Consider the following 20,444-nt stretch of genomic DNA (forward strand, 5'->3'; position numbering starts at 1 on the left):
CAGAATGATGCCATTTCTCGCAGTTCATTGTGCAATCAGAGGAACGACGGAGAAGCATCACGCGGAGGCGCGGAAGAACTGATGAGGCGCGGAGGCGTTTGGGGCGTTCCCTCCGCGCCTCTTCTGTTTTCTCCGCGCCTCCGCGTGTAAATCGTTCCCCTCACTGCACATCGAAATCCGGGAGATGGTATGACACCGTCCTCCGCATTTTCCAGAAGACTGGTGCTCTTTCTACGGATCCGGTGAAACCCAAGAGGACGCAGCCGGCGATTCAGCCGTCTGCATCCTCTTTCGTTTCTCCGCGCCTTCGCGCCCTCCGCGCCTCCGCGTGAGCCTTTCCCTTCAGTCGGCTACCACTGCGGGTTGGAGGCGAGCATCCGCTCCATCCGCTCCTCGTTCAGCGGCTCGGCGAACAGGAAGCCCTGCGCGTAGTCGCACCCCATCCCGCGCAGCGCCGCCAGCTGCTCGCGCGTCTCCACGCCCTCCGCCACGACTTTGACCCGCAGGTTGCGCGCAAGGCTCACAATGGCGTGCACCAGCTGCGCGCTGCGGCCGTCGCGGTCCATCTGGCTTACGAACGAGCGGTCGATCTTGACCACGTCCAGCGGAAAGCGGTGCAGGTAGCCCAGCGACGAGTATCCCGTCCCAAAGTCGTCGATGCACAGCACCACGCCCATCTCCCGCAGCCGCTGCAGCGTGCCCAGCGCCGGCTCCGCGTGCTGCAGCAGCACGCTTTCGGTGATCTCGAGCTTGAAGCGGTCCGGGCTTACGCCGCACTGGTCCAGCGTGCGCATCAGGTGCTCCGCCAGGTCGGGCCCGCCAAACTGCGTGGCGGACAGGTTGGCGGACATGCTGAGCCGCCCGTACCCTGCCTCGCCCCACCGCTTCAGCTGGCGGCAGCACTCCTCCAGCGTCCACAACCCCAGGGGGATGATGAGCCCCGTTTCCTCCGCGATGGGGATGAAGCCATCGGGCGTGATCTCGCCGCGCTCCGGGTGCTTCCAGCGCAGCAGCGCCTCGAATCCGTCGATGCGCCCCGTGTCGAGCGTCACGATCGGCTGATAGGCCAGGCGGAACTCGCCCCGCTCCAGCGCGCGGCGCAGGTCGCTTTCCAGCCGCAGCCGCGACATGGCCTCGGCGTGCATCGCCCGGTCAAACACCTCCAGGCGGTTCTTTCCCAGCACCTTGGCCCGGCTGAGCGCCGCGTCGGCGTTGCGCAGCAGCTCTTCGGCGTCCTCGTCCCCCGGCGTGGCCAGCGCCAGCCCCACGCTGGCCGTGGCGAACACCTCGTGCGCGTCGAGGGTAAAGGGGCGGCCGATCGCCTCCAGCAGCTTTTCCGCGACGTGCGTGGCTTCCCGTGGCCCGCCGATCCCCTCCAGCAGCACGGTGAACTCGTCGCCGCCGAACCGGGCCAGCGTGTCGCCGGGGCGCAGCGCCGCCTCCAGCCGCAGCGCGCACTCGCGCAGCATGCGGTCGCCCAGGCCGTGGCCCAGCGAGTCGTTGACCACCTTGAAGCGGTCCAGGTCCAGGAAAAGCACCGCCGCCACCGCGTGGTCGCCGCGCCGCACCCGCTCGGCCGCGTGCCGCAGCCGGTCCACGAACAGAATGCGGTTGGGCAGCCCGGTCAGCGCGTCGTGCAGCGTGCCGTGCGCCAGCTGCGCCTCGGCCCGCTTGCGCTCGGTGATGTCGTGGATGATCCCCTGAAAGCCGGCCACGTTGCCGTCCGCCCCGCGGCGCACGGAGGCGGAGACCAGGGCGTCGATGGGCTCGCCGCCGCGGCGCAGCAGCCGCACCTCGTAGTCGCGCACAAAGCCGGCGCGGGTGATCTCGTCGCGAAAGCGCTGGCGCTCGGCGGGGTTCACGTACAGGTCGCCCGAGGTGCCCGCCAGCAGCTCCTCGCGCGTGTAGCCGAACATCTCCACCAGCGCCTGGTTCACCTCCACGAACCGCCCGTCGACGGTGGTCATGTAGATGGCGTCGCGCGACTCCTCGAACAGCTTGCGGTAGCGCGCCTCGCTTTCGCGCAGCGCCCGCTCCGCCGCCCGCCGCGGCGTGATGTCGCGCGCAAAGCCCTGCACCCCGCGCACCTGCCCGTCCTGCACCAGCGCCGTCTCCGCCAGCTCCAGCACCACGATCCGCCCGTCCGCGTGCCGCACCTCGGCGTTGTAGTTGGACAGGTCGCCGGGCGCCTGCATGGCGTCGGCCGTCCCCCCGTCCACCTGCCCCACGTTGGCCTCGTCCGGCGTCAGCAGCACGTGGTACGGCTTGCCGATGAGCGACTGCGGGTCGTACCCCAGCACGCTGCGCAGCGAGGGGGACAGGTACTCGAAGCGGCCCTCGGTATCGTGGACGTAGAAGAACACCTGCTCGCTGCCGGCCACCATCAGCCGGTAGCGCTCCTCGCTCAGCCGCAGCTCCTCCTCGGCCCGGGCGCGGTCGGTGACGTCGCGGTTTACGCCCACCGCGCCCACGCGGTTCCCCTGCGCGTCCAGCAGGGGCACCACCAGCGTCTCGGAAACGCCGGCCGCGCCGTCCTTGCGGGTAAAGGGGATCTGCCCCTGCCAGCGCCCCTCACGGTCCAGCGCGTCGAACACCGACTGGCTGAGCTCGTGTGCGCCCTCGCGCCCCAGCCACAGCTCCGCGCCCCGCCCCAGCGCCTCGTCGCGGGTCCACCCGTAGACGCGCTCGGCGGCGCGGTTCCACGCCATCAGCCGGCCGTCCATGTCGGTGATCATCACCGCGTCGTACAGGCTGTCGAACACCAGCGCCTGCCGCTGCAGCGCAGTGTGGGCCTCCTTGTAGTCGGTGATGTCGAACGCCGTGCCCAGCCCCGCGGGCTCGCCCCGGTACTCGATGAGGCTGGCGGTGTAGTCCACCCACCGCTCGCCGCCGTCCTTGCGCAGGATCCGGAACTCGTAGCGGCTGAGCACGGGCTCGCCGCGCTGCCGGGCCAGGCCGCGTTCGCGCACCATGTCGCGGTGCTCGGGCGCCACGATGTCCCAGAAGCGCATGGCCAGCAGCTCGTCGCGCGTGTAGCCGGTGAGCTGTTCGGCCGCGGCGTTGACGTAGAGGAACCGGGTGCCGCGGAAGGCGAAGGTGGCTGCGGCGACGGTTTCGGCCAGCTCGCGAAACTGGCGGTCGCTCTCACGCAGGGCGCCGGCCGTGCGGTCCAGCTCGGCGACGTCGCTCTGCAGGCGGGCGTAGCGGTCCAGCAGGTCGCTGGCGACGGGCTCCGCCGGCTCATGGGCGCGGCGGTACTCCGCGTCCACGGCCCGCAGAAAGCGGTGCCACTCCTCGGGAAGGCTGTCGAGGGAGCCCAGATGCTCCTCCACCTGGTGGCGAAGGAGGTCGTGCAGGTACAGGCCGGGCGGAAGGGCGGTAGTCATGGCCTGGGGTGGGCGCGCACGCGGCCGCGCCGCTGCCGAAAATGCCGGAATTTTGTGCCCTGCACGCAGTATAGGCGTGCCCCCCGCTACTGTGCAAAGAAAATGCTCGCGGAAACTTTTGTGTCCCCACGGGTACGGGGTCAGACGAAGGCTGCGCACCCATGAATCCCGCCGTTCCTCGCCCGTCCGGGGCGCGATGTGCCAGGCGAATGAAAGGGGTTCACGCGGAGGCGCGGAGGAACGGATGAGCCACGGCGGACCTGGATTATCCGCAGTCCTCCTTTCCTCTTCGCGCCTATGGGTGAAATTCCTTCCGGAGCAGACGCGCAAATGCGGTATCCAGTGCTACTCGCCGGTGGCACGCTTCCGGGGACGTCCACCTTTCTTTCCGTTCTCCCGCGACGCCTCCGCTTTGGCGGGCGAGGTGATGGAGCCCATGTACTTTGCAGCCCAGGTTTTCACGTTCAGAACGGAAAGCATCAGTCCCGTCACGTGTACGTCCGCGTTGATGTCCGACCAGATCACCGCCTCGCCGAACGGCTCGAGCTCGATCCGCTCCAACTCGTCGGGCGTGGCGCGGCTCGTTCCCGGCACCATCCATACGGGGAAGCCGAACAGGCAGCCGTTGCTCAGCTCCACCAGGACGCGGCTGGTTGCAGGGTCGTAGCGGGCGGCCACCACGCGGGGTTCACCGGGGTGTTCGCTCCGCATCCGCTCCTGGATGACGTCGATCTCAGCTTCGATCTCCTCAAGCGTTAGACTTGCCACTGTGCTTTCTCCATGTCGCGAGAAGAAGCTCCTGGGAGCTGTTGACGATCCATATGGCCCGCCGTGCGTCGATCGGCTTCATGTCTCCTTCTTCCAGGATGTACGGAGGCTTGTCCGGGGTGCCGAGCCCGATCACGCACCACGCCCCCGCGCGGCCCGCGTGCACGTGCGGCACGCCATGGTCACGGGAGTACATGTAGAACACGAACCCGTCCATCCTCATTACGCAGGGCATAGTCTATAACCTGTCGTTGGGTTTGTAAAGGGCTGGCTCACCAGGATCGATCCGACGCCAGCAGGCGCTGCAGGGAAGGGGCATCGACGGCGGGGGAGAAGAGAAAGCCCTGGGCGGCGTCGCAGCCCAGGGCGCGCAGGCCGGCCAGCTGGTCGGGGCGCTCAATGCCTTCCGCGACCACCTCCAGGCCAAGGGCGTGGGCCAGCGCGACCACGGAAGCGACCAGCTCCCCCGCGCGGCCGTCGCGGCCCATGGCGGCCACGAACGAACGGTCCACCTTCAGCCCGTCCACGGGCAGCCGGTGCAGCGCGGAAAGCGACGACCAGCCGGTGCCAAAGTCGTCCATCAGCACGCGCAGCCCCAGCTCCTTGAGGCGGGACAGGGTGCTGGCGGCGCCCTCGGCGTTCTCCACCAGCACGCTTTCGGTGATCTCCAGGCGCAGGCGGGCGGGGTCGCACCGGGTCTCGTCCAGCGTGCGGCGTACCTGTTCCACCAGGTCGGCCTGCGCCAGCTGCTTGACGGACAGGTTCACGCTGACGCCGATGTCGCCGCCCAGCGCCTGCGTCCACGCCTCCGCGTCGCGGCAGGCCTGCAGCAGCACGCGGCGGCCCAGCTCCAGAATGGCGCCGCTTTCCTCCGCCACGCCCACGAACTCCCCCGGCGGCACCCAGCCGCGCTCCGGGTGCCGCCACCGCGCCAGCGCCTCCACTCCGGAGATGCGGCCCGTCGCGAGCGAGATGATGGGCTGGTAGTGCGGGGTGATCTCGCCGCGGCCCAGCGCGCGGCGCAGTTCCGACTCCGTGCGCAGACGCGCCAGGGCCTTGGCGTGCATGGCCCGGTCGTAGACCTCGCAGCCGCCGGGGCCGCGTGCCTTGGCACGGTACATGGCCGCGTCCGCGCTCCGCAGCAGCGCCTCGGGCCCGTCCGTCTGCGCCGTGGCCACCGCGATCCCGATGCTGGCGGAGGTGACCACCTCGTACCCGTCCAGCCCCAGCGGCGCCGCCAGCGCGCGCTGGATTGCGTCCGCCATTCGCATCGCCGCCTCGGCCGATCCGGTTTCCAGCAGCACCGCGAACTCGTCGCCCCCAAAGCGCGCGACGGTGTCTGCGTCGGTGGCGCACTGGCGCAGGCGCTCGGCGACGGCGGTGAGCAGCTGGTCGCCCACCGGGTGGCCCAGGGAATCGTTGACCACCTTGAAGCGGTCCAGGTCCATGAAGAGCACCGCCGGCCCGCCGCCCCGCCGGCGCCCGCGGTCCAGCGCCGCGGACAGGCGCTCCATCAGCATCCGCCGGTTGGAAAGGCCGGTCAGCGCGTCGTGCAGCGCCTCGTGCCGCAGCCGCTCCTCCATTCCCCGGCGCGCGGTGACGTCCTCGCCGAACAGGTGAACCAGGCCCAGCGCGGCGTGCGGATGGTACGACCAGGAAAGGACGCGGCCATCCACCTTGACCTCCACCGACCGCACGGCCGCGCCGCTGGCCAGCGCGCCGCGCACCAGGTCCGCGTGCCCCGGCCCGGGGAGCGCCCGCTCGATGGTGCGGGCGCCCAGCTCCGCCGCCAGCCGCGACGCCGCGGGGTTGGCGTAGACCACGCGTCCGGCGGCGTCGCACTCCAGCACCGGGTTGGGGCTTTCGCGCGGAAAGGCGGCCAGTCGCTCGTTTTCCTCCTCCGCCCGCTTGCGCTCCGTGACGTCGTGGACGATGCCGACGATCCCCGCGACGGCGCCGTCCGGCCCCCGGTGCGGCCGGTACTGCACCCAGACCCAGCCGGATCGCACGCCGGGGACGGTGTAGCGCTGGTCCGGGAGCGACACCGACTCGCCACTCAGAACACGCTCCAGAACCTCCTCCATCCGCTCATCCCGGGCGTGCCGATGCATCTCCAGCGCGTTGCGGCCGAGCACGTCCGCCGCCGGAAGGCCCGTCATCTCTTCCATGAACCGGTTCCAGAACACGTAGCGTAAGTCTCGATCGCACATGGCGATACCCACGCCGTCGCTGCCCGTCAGCGCCTCGTGCACCGAGTCGCGGATCTCCGTGTCGCCGGCTGTCTCCGCGGCGCGCGCGATCACGCCACCCTCCCACGCACCCGCTCCGGTTGGGCCACAGACGCACACGAAGGCGCCAAAGTGCTGCAGGGCGGATACGAGGATTCCGGGCACGGCAAAGCGGTCGACATGGGCGGTCGATGGTTGGGGTGACTGGAATTATGTCTGGGAGGTGAACGGGGTGGACAGGATAAGGGGTGGTCGTCGCGGAGGCAAGGATGTCGTGCGGGAGGACGGTGAACGGGTGAACGGGTGAGCGGGTGAGCGGGTGTGATGGTGTGATGGTGTGATGGTGTGATGGTGTGATGGTGTGGGAGCGGCGGTCAGTCCGGGCGGGTGAACCGCGGCCGGAAAAGCGGAAAGCCCCGCGGCGCGGGGCTTCGATTCAGACGGTCCGGTGCGATGTGGCGGGCTTCCGGTAGCGGACGCGCAGGGGCGTGGGACGCCGCACACACCCGGGCCGCCGAGTCCACGCAGGTGGACTTTGTGTAGTTGTTGCTGCGAATTGATTCGCCCTTGCTGTCGGCGCGCCGGCCTCAGTTGAAACGCGCTGCATCAACCCCCGTGCGGAGGCCCGGCCTTTACCAGCGCGGATCCTCCGCCAGCATTGCGCGGATGCCGTCGGGGTCCAGCGGGGGCGCGATCAGGTAGCCCTGCGCGTAGTCGCAGCCCATGGCGCGCACCTCGTCCAGCTGCGCCTGCGTTTCCACCCCCTCGGCGATCACGGCCAGGTCCATGGCGCGCGCCAGCAGCGCGATCGTCCGCACCATCTGCATGGTCGCGCGGTCCTCGACCATGCGGCTTACGAAGCTGCGGTCGATCTTAAGGCCGTCCAGAGGCAGCGAGTGCAGCGAGCTGAGCGACGAGTAGCCGGTGCCAAAGTCGTCCATCTGCACCTGGATCCCCAGCTGCTTGAGCTGCCGCAGCATGGCGCCCGCGCTGCCGGGGTGGTCGATGATGGCGCTCTCGGTGATCTCCAGCTTCAGGTGGCGCGGGTCCAGACCGGCGTCGTCCAGCGCGGCGCGGATGCGCTGCACCAGGTCCGCCTGGCCAAACTGCTTGGCCGACAGGTTCACGCTCAGCGCGATGCGCGCGCCCGGAAACTCGCGCCGCCACTCCGCCAGCTGCCGGCACGCCTCCGTGAGCGCCCACGCGCCCAGCTGCAGGATGAGGCCCGTTTCCTCGGCCACGGGGATAAAGTCGCCGGGCGAGGTAAGGCCACGCTCCATGTGCTCCCAGCGCAGCAGCGCCTCCACACCCGTGATCGTTCCCCGCGTCAGCGAGACGATGGGCTGGTAGCGCAGGCGAAACTCGCCGCGCTGCAGGGCGCGGCGCAGGTCCGTTTCCATCTGCAGCCGCTCCAGCGCCTGTGCGTGCATGGTGCGGTCGAACACCTCGTACCGGCTGGCGCCCAGCCCCTTGGCGCGGTACATGGCCACGTCGGCGTTGCGCAGCAGGTACTCGGGCCGCTCCATCCCCCCCGAGCAGAGCGCGATGCCGATGCTGGCGGAGCTGAACACCTCGTAGCCGCTCAGGTTGATGGGCGCGGCCACGGCCTGCCCCAGCCGTTCGGCGATCTGCGTGGCCTCGTCCAGGTCATCCAGCTCCTCCAGCAGCACCGCGAACTCGTCGCCGCCAAAGCGCGCCACGGTGTCGCTGGTGCGCACGCAGGCACGCAGCCGGTCGCCCACCACCTGCAGCAGCTCGTCGCCCACGTGGTGGCCCAGCGAGTCGTTCACCACCTTGAAGCGATCAAGATCGAGGAACAGCACGGCGAACAGGCTGCCCTCGCCCTGGTGGTAGCGCAGCAGGGCCGCGCCCAGACGCTCCATGAACAGGTGGCGATTCGGAAGGCCGGTGAGCGGGTCGTGCTGCGCCTGGTGCAGCAGCCGGCCCTCTACTCGCTTGCGCTCCGTCACCTCTTCGCCAAACACGTGCACGGCGCCCAGCGCGGCGTGCGGGTGGTACGTCCACGAGAGCACGCGCGCGCCCACCGGCGCCTCGATCCCCCGCGCGCCCTGCCCGCTCCCGATGCACCCCCGTACGATGCGCGCGTGGTCCGCGGGGAGCAGCCGCAGCGGCGACTCCAGCCGCATCTCGGCCAGCAGCGCTTCCGCCGCGGGGTTCACGTAGGTGGGGTGGCCCGACAGGTCGCACTCGATGATGGGATTGGGGCTTTCCTGCGGGATGGCCGCCAGCCGCCGCACCTGCTCCTCGCGCTGGCGCCGCGCGGTGATGTCGCGCGAGTTGACCACCACGCCGTGCACCACCGGGTCGTCCAGCAGGTTGCGCATGACCCCCTCAAAGATGCGCCACGAGCCGTCCTTGTGCCGCACCCGGATCTCGATCGGCAGCCCCGGGCCCGTGGTGCCGCGCGACCTGCGCAGCTCGTCCAGCGCGGGCTCCAGGTCGTCGGGGTGCACGATCTCCAGCACGCTGCGGCCAATGAGCTCCTCCGGCTCCCACCCCAGCAGGCGCTTTACGGACGGCGTGATGTAGCGGGTGGTGCGGTCGGGGTTGAGAACGTGGATGACGTCGCGCGCGTTCTCTACCAGCGAGCGAAAGTACGCCTCGCTCTCCCGCAGGGCGTCGCGCGCGGGCGAGCCCGGCGTGGCGTTCTGGTCCGCGGGAAGCAGCGAGTAGATCATCAGGCTGGTGGATGGGGCGCGATGCGTCGTGTGGCGCCGCTCTCGGGCAAACGAGCGGGTGAACGGGGACGGCGGGATTCCCGGTTGGCCGGCTGAAACAATAGCACGCGCGCGCCCATCTGGAAACGAATCTTGGAAAATTTCGTCACCGGCAAGCGGCCTGGAGAGTAACCGGCTGGAACTGGTTTGCGGCGGCGGAGTGCCCCTCCCCCGGCCCCTCCCCGTTCGTTCCTCACGGAGAGGGGAGGCCGTGGTTGCGGGATCTCCGGATCGGCGGCATACATCGAACTGGCGCCCGACGGGTGCCCCTCCCCCGCCCCCCTCTCCGTTCGTTCCTCACGGAGAGGGGAGAAGTCGATCGCGCTGCGACTTGCTTGTGCCGTTCTCCCTCCCCCGCGCAGTTTGCGGGGGAGGGCCGGGGAGGGGGGCGGCTCACCATCCCGCTCCCCAATCTCCGGAGCATTCAGCCGGGCGGCTCCTGCCAAGCGGCGCGTGGGCCGCTATCTTGCTGCGCGAAGGACAACATCCATCAACCCACCAGAGAAGCGGATCCGGCCGTGGAGATCACCCCCAGGCAGCGCGCGCACCTCAAGTCGCTGGCGCATCACCTGAACCCCGTGGTGTTCGTTGGCAAGGAGGGGATCACGGACCAGACGGTGCGCTCGCTGGAAGAGGCGTTCAACACCCGCGAGCTGCTCAAGGTCAGGATCCTGGAAGCCGCGCCCATGAAGGCCCGCGAGGGCGCGCAGATGCTGGCGGAGCGCATCGAGGGCGCGGTGGCGGTGCAGGCCATCGGCCGCATCGGCGTGCTCTATCGCCGGCATCCCGACAAGCCCGAGATCAGGCTTCCGGACTGACGGCGATCGTCATCCACTGAAAAAGGAGATGGCCTCACACGCCGGGGTGGCGGGCTTGATGGAGTCATCGACGAACATCCACTCCGTTGACTCTGTGTGAGGCCCGTCCCTCCCGTCCGCCGCCTTGAAGGTTGCGGCGCGGCGACGTAAACTGCTAAACCGTTAGCACGCACCCTTCCCCACACCCGAGTTCCCCGGGATGATGATCCGCACTCTGCTGCGCGGACCGGCCGCGTTCTGCGCGCTCGCCACGGCGCTGGCCGCGGCGCCGGGCCAGGCGCAGACCACCGCGAACGGCTTCGACCTTTCCGTCCGCAACATCATGCGCGGCCCCGACCTGGTGGGCCGCTCGCCCGAGGACGTGCGCTTTTCGGAGGACGGCCGCTGGGTCTACTTCCGCTGGCGCGCCCCCGAGGCCCGCGACACGCTGCCGCACACCTGGCGCGTCCCCGCCACGGGCGGCACTCCGGAGATGCTGGCGGACTCCGTGGCCGACCGCATGGCCCCGGTGACGGCCGGAAGCTGGGACGCCAGCCGCACCCGCCGCGCGTTCGCCCGCCTGGGCGACGTGTACGTGGCGGACGTGAACGGCAACGAGCGGCGCATTACCCAGACGCCGGCGCGCGAAACCGGGCCGGAGCTGTCGGCGGACGGGCGCACCGTCTACTGGTTCAGCAACAACAACATCTACGCGACGTCGGTGGATGGCGGCCCGCTGCGCCAGCTTACCGACATCCGCGCCGACGTGGCGCCGCGCGACCCCAGCCTTGAAGGGCAGCGCGGCAACCTGCGGCGGCAGCAGACGGAGCTGTTCGACGTGATCCGCGACCGCGTGGAGGCGCGCGAGGCACGCGAGCGGCAGGATTCCATCCGCACCGAGGTGCGCCCCGTCTACATCGGCAAGAACGCGTCGATCGACTACTGGGACGTGTCGCCCAGCGGCCGCTACGTGCTGCTGACCGTCGCCGACCGCGTGGAAGGCCAGCAGCAGACCGTCGTACCCTTCTGGGTTACGGAGAGCGGCTACACCGAGCCGATGAACGTGCGCACCAAGGTGGGCGACGTAGAAGGCGTGAACCGCGCCGCCATGCTGGACCTGCAGACGCACTCGCTCACCTGGGTGCAGGTGGACAGCGCGCAGCGCGCCCGCAAGGTCACGTTCGAGGGCGGCGAGTGGGCACCCACCGAAGACCGCGCGCTGCTGATCGGCATCCCCTCCGACTTCAAGGACCGCTGGCTGTACGTGGTGGGTCCGGACGCAAAGGTCACGCAGGTGGACGCTCTGCGCGATACGGCCTGGGTGGGCGGCCCGGGGCTGTACACGGCCGGCTTTGTGAACAACGACCGCGTGTACTTCATGTCCGAGCGCACCGGCTACGCGCACCTGTACACCATGCCGGCCACCGGCGGCCGCGCCACGCCGGTCACCTCTGGCGCGTGGGAGGTGACGAACGTCACCCTGGCCCCCGACCGGCAGACGTTTTTTCTCACCACCAGTGAGACGCACCCCGGCGAGCGCGCGGTCTACACCGTCCCCGTCAACGGCGGCGCGCGCACGCGGGTCACGGCGCTGCAGGGGTGGACCGAAGGCACGCTCTCGCCCGACGGGCGTACGCTGGCGCTGCTGCACTCCACCGCCAACACGCCCCCGGAGCTGTACCTGATGCCGGCGCAGCCGGGCGCGCAGCCCGTGCAGGTGACGGAGTCGCGCACCGCCGAGTTTCGCCGCGGGCCCTGGATTAAGCCCGAGGTGGTCACCTTTCGCGCCGGCGACGGGCAGACGGTGTACGCCCGCATCTACCGGCCGCGCGAGCTGGGCGCACAGCCGCACGGCGGCGCGGTGCTGTTCGTCCACGGCGCCGGGTACCTGCAGAACGCCCACCGCGGCTGGAGCACGTACTTTCGCGAGTACATGTTCCACCACCTGCTGGCCTCGCGCGGGTACACGGTGATGGACGTGGACTACCGCGGCTCCGCGGGCTACGGCGCGGCGGTGCGCACCGGCATCTACCGCTACATGGGCGGCAAGGACATGAGCGACCACGTGGACGCCGCCCGCTGGCTGGTGCAGAACGAGGGGGTGGATGCGCGCCGCGTGGGCCTGTACGGCGGCTCGTACGGCGGATTCATCACCCTGATGGGCATGTTCAACCACGCCGACGTCTTCCGCAGCGGCGCCGCGCTGCGCTCGGTGACGGACTGGCCGCACTACAACCACGGGTACACCAGCCGCATTCTGAACCTGCCGCACGTAGATACGCTGGCGTACCGCCGCTCGTCGCCCATCTACTTTGCCGAGGGGCTGCGCGGCGACCTGCTGATCGCCCACGGCATGGTGGACACCAACGTGCACTTTAGCGACGTGGTGCGCCTTACGCAGCGGCTGATCGAGCTGGGCAAGACCAACTGGGAGCTGGCCGTCTACCCCGTGGAGGACCACGCCTTTGTCCGCGCGGACTCGTGGGCGGACGAGTACCGCCGCATCTACGAGCTGTTCGAGCGCACGCTGCGGCCGGACTCGCCTCCGCTGCCGGCGGCGAACCCCGTGGCGGGCAGGTGAGCGGGTGTGATGGTGTGATGGTGTGATGGTGTGGTGGATCCGGGAGCGGCGGGCGAAAGCCTGCCGCTCTCGTCGTTCATCCGCTGAAGACAGGATGGGGAGGTGGGATGGACTGTGGGGAAACTGATGGTGGCACAGCGGCTTAGCGGTTGGCACACGGTTCCCGACGTACATCTGCAAAGCATCATGCAGGGGCTCAGTCCCGATACGGAGCACTCTATACGCCATGCGGGCAGACTGCTACCTCAATCAACCGCGCATTTAACGTCCTTGTGTTTTCGATGGACGGTGTTCATTATGTGCTCTGGAGAGCAAAGCTGCACCCGCCGGGTGGTGCACATGGATACTGTTGGCCCGGCGTTTGCTTTGGAGTCCCGGCGTCTGGAGGAACGGTAAGGGGGCATGTAATTCGTTGCTCTGGTTGTACTTACCGGCTCGGGTTCGTGGCATGGGGGTTGCTTTAACGAACGGCACGCAAGATCGAACCGAACGGATCGGCAGACGACCCTGACAGATTCCCTGAGGAGGGGCAGATGAACCGGATCGCGAAGGAACTGGCCGAGGCCCTGCCGCAGCCCAAGGGGCCGTTCACCGACGCCGAGGCGCTCGAGCTGCTGATGGCCTATCGCAAGGACCCGTCGAACGTCCCGTGCCCGCTGTGCGGCCCGGACAACATCGAGGTCCTGGCCTTTATCGAGCCGGAGATCGATCCCAACGGGTTCGCGTCGGTGACGCACCCTGAAGGCGAATACGCGGCGGCGCTGTACTGCCACAAGTGCTACCGCGCCGTAGGAATCCTGGCCGGCACGGGACGCGAGGTATGAAGTTCGCGTAAGGTGTCTGCCGCGGGAGTGGTTGCCGGGTCGGGTTGGAGGGGGGTGTGGTTGCTGGATGGGGGTGGGTTGTACGTGGGGGGGGATTTTGTGGGGGCCGGCTTCCGTTTGAGGGGGCGGAAGACGGAGGGTGGGGTGGGGAGCAGGGCCCCGGTGCCTTTCGTTGGGGGACGAGAGCCCGGGGAGCAGTTGAAGGGATGAGGGGGGTGATACGAGCAACGGAGCGCTGGGGGGCGCTCCGTTGCTCGTTTTCATATCTGCCGGTTGGTCGCTACTTGACGAACTCCCAGAGCACGCCCAGCAGGAGCTGGCGGTCATACTCCAGCCCGTGCTCCGCGCCGGACCGGTACCGGACGACGGGCTTTAGCTTGCCTCCGCTCTCGAAAACGATCCCGACGTCGGCCAGGAACTCCGCCTCGCCGTCTCCCGTAGTGGGTTGCGTCGCGGTGAGCCGGGCGTCCAGGGTGAACGGACAGGTAGTGGTCCATCCGCCTCCTGGAAACGGGCCTGCGTCCTTCGGAGGAGGGACGTTGCGCGTCGTGCACCCCAGGAGCGGAATGATCAGTTCTGACCGCAGCGTGGCCTGCACCACGTCGGCGGTGACTCCGTCCGGCAGGATGGCGTCGTTATCCGCCTTGGTGCTCTGGACCGTGTAGTACGTGAACGTGAGCGAAGGCGGCTCCAGCAGCTGCGTCGGCCGCCGCTTCTTGGGGAGCCATGCGTAGATCCCGTCCGCCGTGGTCCAGCGGAACTGTGCGCCGCCGCCCAGCATCATCTGGTTCACCTCGCCCGGCTCTTCCTCACCCTCTTCCTTGAACCGGCCAAACCGCGCCCGGCCGTCCGCGAACACGTACAGCCACGGCCCGGTTGTGTTCGGGGCGCCGTTGTGCTGCGTCAAAGACGACAGCGTGAACGCCGGCTTCAACGAAAAGGAGGCATTGCCCAGCGCGTCCGGGTCGTTGTTCCACCCGGCATCCACCTCCAGCCCTACGAACGGGGAGATCAGCCCGATGTTAACGATGCGCCCGCCCAACGGATAAAATTCGCTTCCCTTGAGGACGGCACCCACGCTTCCATCCTCCTGCGGGCCGAAGCTGAAGTCGAAGGGTGAGTCGTTCTCCTCTTCCTCCTGTGCGGCCGGAGCCGTGGGGGCAGGGGGAAGGGCCGGTGTGGCCGCAGCGCCGCCGCTCGTGGGCTGGGCGGCCAGCGAAACACCGTTGAGTGTCGCGAGCACCACCAGAAGAGTTGTGCGCCTATGCATCGTCCCCTCCGTTCTCCTCATCAAAGATGGAGTGCATCACGGCCTCGGGACCGACGGGCTTGGCCTTGAGGTGGATAAAGCAGAGCTTGCCCATGTCGCGGACGGTCTTGATCTTGGCAAACTCCTTAAACTGCACCGGGAGCCACTCCCACGCGGTCTCCACATGCACCCACTTGGCTGCGGGTCCGTTGTAGAAGTCTGCCGTCGCGATCTGCTCGAACGTATCGTTGAGCGTCTTCGAGACGTCGAGTTCGGGATTGTCGATGGGGTACCGCATGCTCACCAGCCTGCGCGCGACAGCCGCGCGATCCGCATCATCAGCCATGGGAGTCTCCCGGAAGTAGAGAATGAACCGTACGTGCCAACGCCGGCGTGGGGCGGGGACGCTTCCTTCTCCCGGCCACGTGACGTACGGAGATGGATGGGCGGGAATTTCAGATTTCCCGGATCTGTTCCAGCGTAAAAGCGAGCAGCCCGCCCGCGTCGGGCGGGCAGGCTGCGTTTGGATGATGTGCTTGCGGGGCCGTGCTCGTTATCCGACCTGCGCCCGCGCGTCGAAGCCCAGCGCGTCCATCAGGCGGTTGAACTGCGCGCGCGGCAGGTGGCCGCCGCTGGCCTGGTCGTGCCCGCGTCCGTAGCTGGCTTCGTCGTCCGCGCCCACGTCGGGCGCGCGCAGCAGGGTGGGGAGCACCAGGTCCGTGCGCTGCGTCCGCGCGCTGAACGCCACCACCCCCGGCAGGTAGCCCCGGTTGGCGGCGATCACCGCGAACTTGGGCAGCCGCGTTCGCCACTGCTGCGCGATCAGCGGGTGGATCTGGCACCCGCTGTCGATGGGGACCAGCGCCCACGGCTGGTCCGCGGAAAACATCGGCGCCTGCTTGCGCGCGATCGCCAGTTCCGCCTGCACCTCAGCCCGGTAGGCGCGGAGCCGATCGGCGCCCAGCGCGTCGTCCTCGGCGATGGCACGGGGGCCGTCCGCCTCCATCAGCATCCGCAGCGGCGTGCCCACGTCAAAGGCGCTGCCGCGCCGGGCGGCGTTCACCAGCGACACCGCCTCGCGCAGCCACTTGCCGCTCCACTGCTTGCGGATGGCCGGCAGCGCATCCCACGGCGCCTTTTCGCCCAGGTCGCTGATGGTCCCCACCGCCGCGATCCAGGCCAGGTCATCGACCTGCACCAGCGGTGACAGCAGATCGTACGCCAGCCACGCGGAGGCCGGGATCGGATCCCAGCCGTACGCCAGCACGACGGTGGAGGCCGCGTCGTCCGGCTCGCCGTCCGGCCGGTGGTGGTCCACGTACAGCGTCGGCACGCCGGGAAGGACGCCGGCGCGATCGACGCCCAGGTCGGTGACGATCAGCGCGTCCGGCCGCAGCGCCGCCAGCCGCTGCCGCGCGCCGGCGGAGAACGCGTTCTCGCCGCGGTCCGAGTGCACCACCCGCACGTCGCTGAATCCCATCCGCGCCAACCCGCGCCCGAACAGCGCCCCCGTCGCCAGTCCGTCCGCGTCGAAGTGGCAAAAGACAACGATGCGCGCGGTGGATGGAAGTGCGCGCAGGAACGCCGCCGCCCGCTCGCGCGCCGGCCCCAGCGCCTGTTCCAGCGGCAGCGGAGGTGAATCAGAGATCGTCATCGTCGCTTCGTCGGGTGCAAAGAAGGACCCGTCCGAACGCACGGAACGGTCCACCCCGCAATCGAGGTGAACCGTCCCATTTCACGGTCCCGACGCGGGGTGCGATGCCGCCCGCTCGTCGCCCGCTATTCCTTATTCCGGCAGTTCAGCGCGTCGCGCGCAACTCGCCCGTAAGAAGCGTCATGGGCCCAAAGCTGGGCTGACCCAGCAGGCCGGCGTCCACGCCCACGGTACCATTGAGCGCATAGTTGATCGGCTGCCCCCCGATTGCGTTGCGCACCACGTTGGCCAGGCCGGGCAGGTCGTTGAAGTTGATGGCGATCTCGATGGGCACCACCGTCTCGCCGCCCGCCTGCAGCGGCACGCCGAGCGGAAAATCGACGCGCGCGGCGTTGTTCCCCGACAGCTGCAGCTGCCCGACCAGGCGGGTGAGCGTAAGCCCGACGGGGTTGGGGTTGCCGACGCGCGCGTACAGCCGCACCGCGGCGCCGCCCAGCGGGTTCTGCAGGCTGGGGCCCAGCAGCCGCAGCTGCGCCTGCTGCCTTCCGTCCACCTGGAACGTGGGTGCCTGCAGCACCTGCTCCAGCCCCATGCCGGCGCATCCGGAAAGGGCAATCGCCATCAGCGGCAGAAACGCCGCCCTTACCGCGGTTCTCATCGTATCCCGGCTCCCCTGCAAGTGGTTGTCGCGTCGTACCCCGTGGACGCGCGCGATGGTCCGGGCGTCACCTTGTGCAAGGAGAGGGCCGGGTGCGGGGTCCTTCGGATGGGCTCCGGGCGAGCACACTCGCCTACCTTCTCGCGATGCTGCCGGGGGAGGTTGGATGTGGGGCTGGGGACGGAGTGCTTCGGAGGGTAAGGAGTGAAATGGTGGGCGCCCCCCTCCCCGGCCCTCCCCCGAAAACTGCGCGGGGGAGGGAGGTGCGACGCACCTTGCCGAAGCGATCGAACTTCTCCCCTCTCCGCGAGGAACGAGCGGGGAGGGGCCGGGGGAGGGGCACCCCGGCGGACGCAGTTCGGTCTGCTTCCACGAGCCGCGGATCCAAGCGGCTCCGCCGATCCCATCCCGACCCCAGGGACATGCTCACATCCCCGTTGAACCAGCCTACGCGGCGCGCGGCGCTCCTCGAAAAAGCGCGAGAATCCCTGGAGCCCGCGCTGGAACGGTGTGTGCATACCCGCGCCCTCCCCGGACGGCATGAGAGCGCCGGGCAGGCAACGGGAGCACTGACACGCCAAGGAGGGAGCGGTGGACACCGACACGACGCGCCTCGACGCGGGGCACGCGCCGCCGGCCACGGCCGAGATCCTGGAAGGTCTCAACGACCTGCTCCAGCTCGACCATGACGCGGTAGGCGCGTACCAGATCGCGATGGAAAAGCTTAACGACCGCGACCACGCAGACCAGATCGCGGGGTTCCGGCGCGACCACGAGCGGCACATCCGCGAGCTGAACGAGCTGATCGCCGACCTGGGCGGCACGCCCAAGAACCACCCGCACGCCACCGGTCCGTTCAAGCTGGCGCTGCAGAGCCTGGGCGGCCTGGCCGGCGACAAGGGCGTGCTGATGGCGTTTCGCACCAACGAGCTGCAGGTGCGCAGCAAGTACGACTCGTACGCCTCAAGGGCCAATGCGTGGCCTACCCACATCAAGCGTGTGGTCGACGCCTGCGCGCTGGACGAGGAGCGTCACTTTCGCTGGGTGAGCGACGTGCTGGGCAAGGACGAGAACGCCGCCCTGGACGCCATCGACATGGCGCGCGAAAAGGCGGCGGTCGCGGGGCACAAGCTGGACGCGGCCCGCGAGCGCGTGGCCGATGTGGCGGGAACGGCGCGTGAGCGGGTGGTGGACGTGGCGGGTACGGCGCGGGAGCGGGTGGCCGACGTGGCCGGCACCGCGCGCGAGCGGGTGTCGGGCGGCGTGGACGCCGTGCGCAACCGCATTGCCGGGCTCACGGACCGCACGACCGCGGGGAGCGCCGGATATTCGGAAGGCTACGACGGCTACCCCGCGGGTGGGTCGCGGACGGCTGACCTGCGCGGCAAGGCGCAGGCGCTGGCGGGCAACGCCGGCGACACCTTTGAGCAGCGGTTCAACGCGCAGCCGCTGCAGACGCTGCTGATCGCCGGGATCGCCGGATTCGTCATCGGCCGACTGCTTCGCTAACGGGAGGACCCATGGCTGAACTGAACGTGACCCGCGACGACGATCTTACGCCCGACACGGCCCTGGCCGGGGGCGCGGCGCCGCGCATTACCGACACCGACCACCTGCTCCCCGAAACCACGCACGCCGCGGCGCCCGGGGTCATTGCGCAGGTGGACGACCCCGAGCTGGCGCGCCTGCAGATCGAGCAGACCCGCGCCCGCATGTCCGACACCATCGGGCAGATCGAGGAGTCGCTTCTCCGCAAGAAGGAGCAGGTGGAGGAGAAGCTGGACGTGATGGCCCCCGTGCGCCGCAAGGCGCGCGAGAACCCGTATCCCATCATCGGCGGCGTGTTTCTGGCGGGCCTCATCCTGGGCTTTCTCACGGGCGAGCGCGACGATGATGACGACGCGCCTACGCCGGCGGTGCGGCGCTACGCGGTGGACTTTGACCGCGAGCGGCAGCACGGCCAACACTGGGAGGAGCGCGCCCGCACCTGGGAGCGCCGTGCCCGGCGGCTGATGGACGTGGCCAACCGCCAGGAAGCGGAACTGCTTGCGGCGCAGGAGAGCCGTCCGCGCCGCCGCCTGTTCAAGCGCGGCCGCCGCGAGGAGAGCTTCGGGTACGATGATGCGTACTCGGGCGACGAGGCTGGGCTCAACATGCAGGCCAGCGTCTCGTACGACCGTCCGCGCGGCGAGTACCAGGCTGGCGTCGTGGACTACGACCGTACGCGCGGCGAGTACGACGGCATGCCGCTGCACGACGCCGATTCGTATCCGCCGCACGACGAGCCGGGTGGCTACGGCTACGGGCGCGACCCGCTCCCCGCGCCCATCTGATCGCGGCTGCAGCGGAATGCAGGATGGAGGCGCCGGCCTGGGTGAGGCCGGCGCCTCTTTTCGCCTGCCCACCTGCAAGGGCGAATCAATTCGCGGCAACGACGACACGAATCCCGCCTTCGCGGAATCGAGGCGGCGTCGTGGGTGGCGAGTGTAAGCCACGTGGAAGGCTCGCCGGGGTCATCGACATCTATACCTGGGCTGTCATTTCGAACGAGCGCCGCGCGCCCCTCCGATGCTCCGCACCCGGCGCACGACTGAGAAATCTGCCGTCGGGATTACCGTAGCGGGTCGTAGCTCTCCGAAGCCGAGGCCTCCTGGTTTTCATCCTTGTCGATCCGCCGTAACTTCCTGTCGGGCCAATCCTTCTCTATCGATCGACAAGACGGGACCACGTGAAGCTTACCGTTCGCGGCGCGGTGGCCGCGATCTTCATCCTGGGGATGTGCGCGCTGTGCGTGCGGCTGGGATTCTGGCAGCTGGACCGGCTGGAGCAGCGGCGCGCCCGCAACGCCTCCATCCGCGCCGCGACCGTCCAGCCGCCGCTGCGCCTGGACTCCGCCGCACCCGCCGCACTCACGTCCGATCCGCGGTCCTTCATGTGGCGGCGGGCGGAGGCGCGGGGACGCTACCACCACGCGGGCGACATGGTGGTGCGCGGCCGCTCGCGCGAAGGGCGGCCGGGTGTGCACCTGGTGTCGCCGCTGGTGCTGGCGGATGGACGCGTGGTAATGGTGAACCGCGGCTGGGTGCCCTCGCCCGACGGTACCACGGCCGACGTGCGCCCGCTGCGGGTCGACGGTCCGGTCCGCGTGTCCGGCGCGCTGCTGCCGATCACGTCGGACGCGGATCGCGGGCTGCCGTTCGCGGGGCGCGCGGGGACGGACAGCACCTGGCGCCGCGTGGACCTGGCGCAGGCGCAGGCACGCGCGCCGGGGCCGGTGATCCCGCTGGTGCTGCAGCAGCTTCCGGCGCAGGGGGGTGATGCGGGTTCGCCGCCGCTGCCGGAGCCGCTGCCGGCGCTCTCCGAGGGAAACCACCTGAGCTACGCGGTGCAGTGGTTCAGCTTCGCCACCATCGGGGTCATCGGCCTGGCGATCCTGCTGCTGCGGCACCGCAAAGCCGCGTGAAGACACGAGTTCGGGTGGGCGGGGGGTATCCATCTTGCACTCGCACCGCCTCCCTTGGCCCGTGAACCGGGGGCCAGGTTTGGGCAGGAGAAATCCAC

At 69.4% G+C, this 20,444-nt stretch carries 15 protein-coding genes; 6 read left to right on the forward strand and 9 right to left on the reverse strand.

From position 1 onward, the window contains the following. Nucleotides 1–350: 350 nt before the first annotated feature. The 5 genes from ACOJUJ_RS28270 to ACOJUJ_RS28290 form a co-directional block, all read right to left on the reverse strand. Nucleotides 351–3,386 carry a PAS domain S-box protein gene (locus tag ACOJUJ_RS28270; protein WP_420130279.1) on the reverse strand — a complete coding sequence of 1,012 codons (3,036 nt, stop codon included), beginning with the start codon at nt 3,384–3,386 and terminating at the stop codon, nt 351–353. Nucleotides 3,387–3,731: 345 nt separating this feature from the next. Beyond that, entirely contained in the window at nt 3,732–4,154 is a 423-nt protein-coding gene (locus ACOJUJ_RS28275; RefSeq protein WP_420130280.1) for a DUF2442 domain-containing protein, read from the reverse strand. Continuing rightward, a complete protein-coding gene (locus ACOJUJ_RS28280) occupies nt 4,135–4,359 on the reverse strand; it encodes a DUF4160 domain-containing protein (protein ID WP_420130281.1) in 225 nt (74 codons plus the stop codon). The genes ACOJUJ_RS28275 and ACOJUJ_RS28280 overlap by 20 nt, the downstream gene beginning before the upstream one ends. Before the next feature lie 67 nt (nt 4,360–4,426). Then, the gene (locus ACOJUJ_RS28285; protein WP_420130282.1) at nt 4,427–6,457 is read right to left on the reverse strand and encodes a putative bifunctional diguanylate cyclase/phosphodiesterase; all 2,031 of its coding nucleotides are present in this window, start codon (nt 6,455–6,457) and stop codon (nt 4,427–4,429) included. A gap of 557 nt (nt 6,458–7,014) precedes the next feature. After that, entirely contained in the window at nt 7,015–9,081 is a 2,067-nt protein-coding gene (locus ACOJUJ_RS28290; protein ID WP_420130283.1) for a putative bifunctional diguanylate cyclase/phosphodiesterase, read from the reverse strand. Between the two features lie 557 nt (nt 9,082–9,638). Here ACOJUJ_RS28290 and ACOJUJ_RS28295 point away from each other — a divergent pair. The 3 genes from ACOJUJ_RS28295 (at nt 9,639) to ACOJUJ_RS28305 (ending at nt 13,322) form a co-directional block, all read left to right on the forward strand. Further along, complete coding sequence (locus ACOJUJ_RS28295) at nt 9,639–9,938, forward strand: YhbY family RNA-binding protein (RefSeq protein ID WP_420130284.1); 300 nt, start codon at nt 9,639–9,641, stop codon at nt 9,936–9,938. Nucleotides 9,939–10,137: 199 nt separating this feature from the next. Further along, nucleotides 10,138–12,498 (forward strand): prolyl oligopeptidase family serine peptidase, encoded by a 2,361-nt coding sequence (locus ACOJUJ_RS28300; protein ID WP_420130285.1) that lies wholly within the window; start codon nt 10,138–10,140, stop codon nt 12,496–12,498. Between the two features lie 533 nt (nt 12,499–13,031). Continuing rightward, nucleotides 13,032–13,322: a hypothetical protein gene (locus ACOJUJ_RS28305; protein ID WP_420130286.1), complete on the forward strand. Its 291-nt coding sequence runs from the start codon at nt 13,032–13,034 to the stop codon at nt 13,320–13,322. Nucleotides 13,323–13,602: 280 nt separating this feature from the next. On the opposite strand, the gene ACOJUJ_RS28310 is transcribed toward ACOJUJ_RS28305, so the two are convergent. From ACOJUJ_RS28310 to ACOJUJ_RS28325, 4 genes are all read right to left on the reverse strand, one after another. Further along, a complete protein-coding gene (locus ACOJUJ_RS28310; protein WP_420130287.1) occupies nt 13,603–14,592 on the reverse strand; it encodes a hypothetical protein in 990 nt (329 codons plus the stop codon). Continuing rightward, complete coding sequence (locus tag ACOJUJ_RS28315) at nt 14,585–14,917, reverse strand: hypothetical protein (RefSeq protein ID WP_420130288.1); 333 nt, start codon at nt 14,915–14,917, stop codon at nt 14,585–14,587. Before ACOJUJ_RS28315 ends, ACOJUJ_RS28310 begins: the two co-directional genes overlap by 8 nt. Before the next feature lie 207 nt (nt 14,918–15,124). After that, nucleotides 15,125–16,225: a DHH family phosphoesterase gene (locus ACOJUJ_RS28320; RefSeq protein ID WP_420130289.1), complete on the reverse strand. Its 1,101-nt coding sequence runs from the start codon at nt 16,223–16,225 to the stop codon at nt 15,125–15,127. 145 nt (nt 16,226–16,370) lie between these two features. Beyond that, the gene (locus ACOJUJ_RS28325; protein ID WP_420130290.1) at nt 16,371–16,883 is read right to left on the reverse strand and encodes an LEA type 2 family protein; all 513 of its coding nucleotides are present in this window, start codon (nt 16,881–16,883) and stop codon (nt 16,371–16,373) included. Nucleotides 16,884–17,474: 591 nt separating this feature from the next. On the opposite strand from ACOJUJ_RS28325, the gene ACOJUJ_RS28330 reads away from it, so the two are divergent. The 3 genes from ACOJUJ_RS28330 (at nt 17,475) to ACOJUJ_RS28340 (ending at nt 20,346) form a co-directional block, all read left to right on the forward strand. Continuing rightward, nucleotides 17,475–18,392, forward strand: coding sequence for a DUF2383 domain-containing protein (locus tag ACOJUJ_RS28330; protein WP_420130291.1), 918 nt, complete (start codon nt 17,475–17,477; stop codon nt 18,390–18,392). Nucleotides 18,393–18,403: 11 nt separating this feature from the next. Beyond that, entirely contained in the window at nt 18,404–19,216 is an 813-nt protein-coding gene (locus ACOJUJ_RS28335; RefSeq protein WP_420130292.1) for a hypothetical protein, read from the forward strand. Between the two features lie 395 nt (nt 19,217–19,611). Further along, complete coding sequence (locus tag ACOJUJ_RS28340; protein ID WP_420130293.1) at nt 19,612–20,346, forward strand: SURF1 family protein; 735 nt, start codon at nt 19,612–19,614, stop codon at nt 20,344–20,346. Nucleotides 20,347–20,444 lie beyond the last annotated feature (98 nt).

This window comes from Longimicrobium sp. (genome assembly GCF_048594345.1).
In the GTDB taxonomy this organism is placed as follows: Bacteria; Gemmatimonadota; Gemmatimonadetes; order Longimicrobiales; family Longimicrobiaceae; genus Longimicrobium.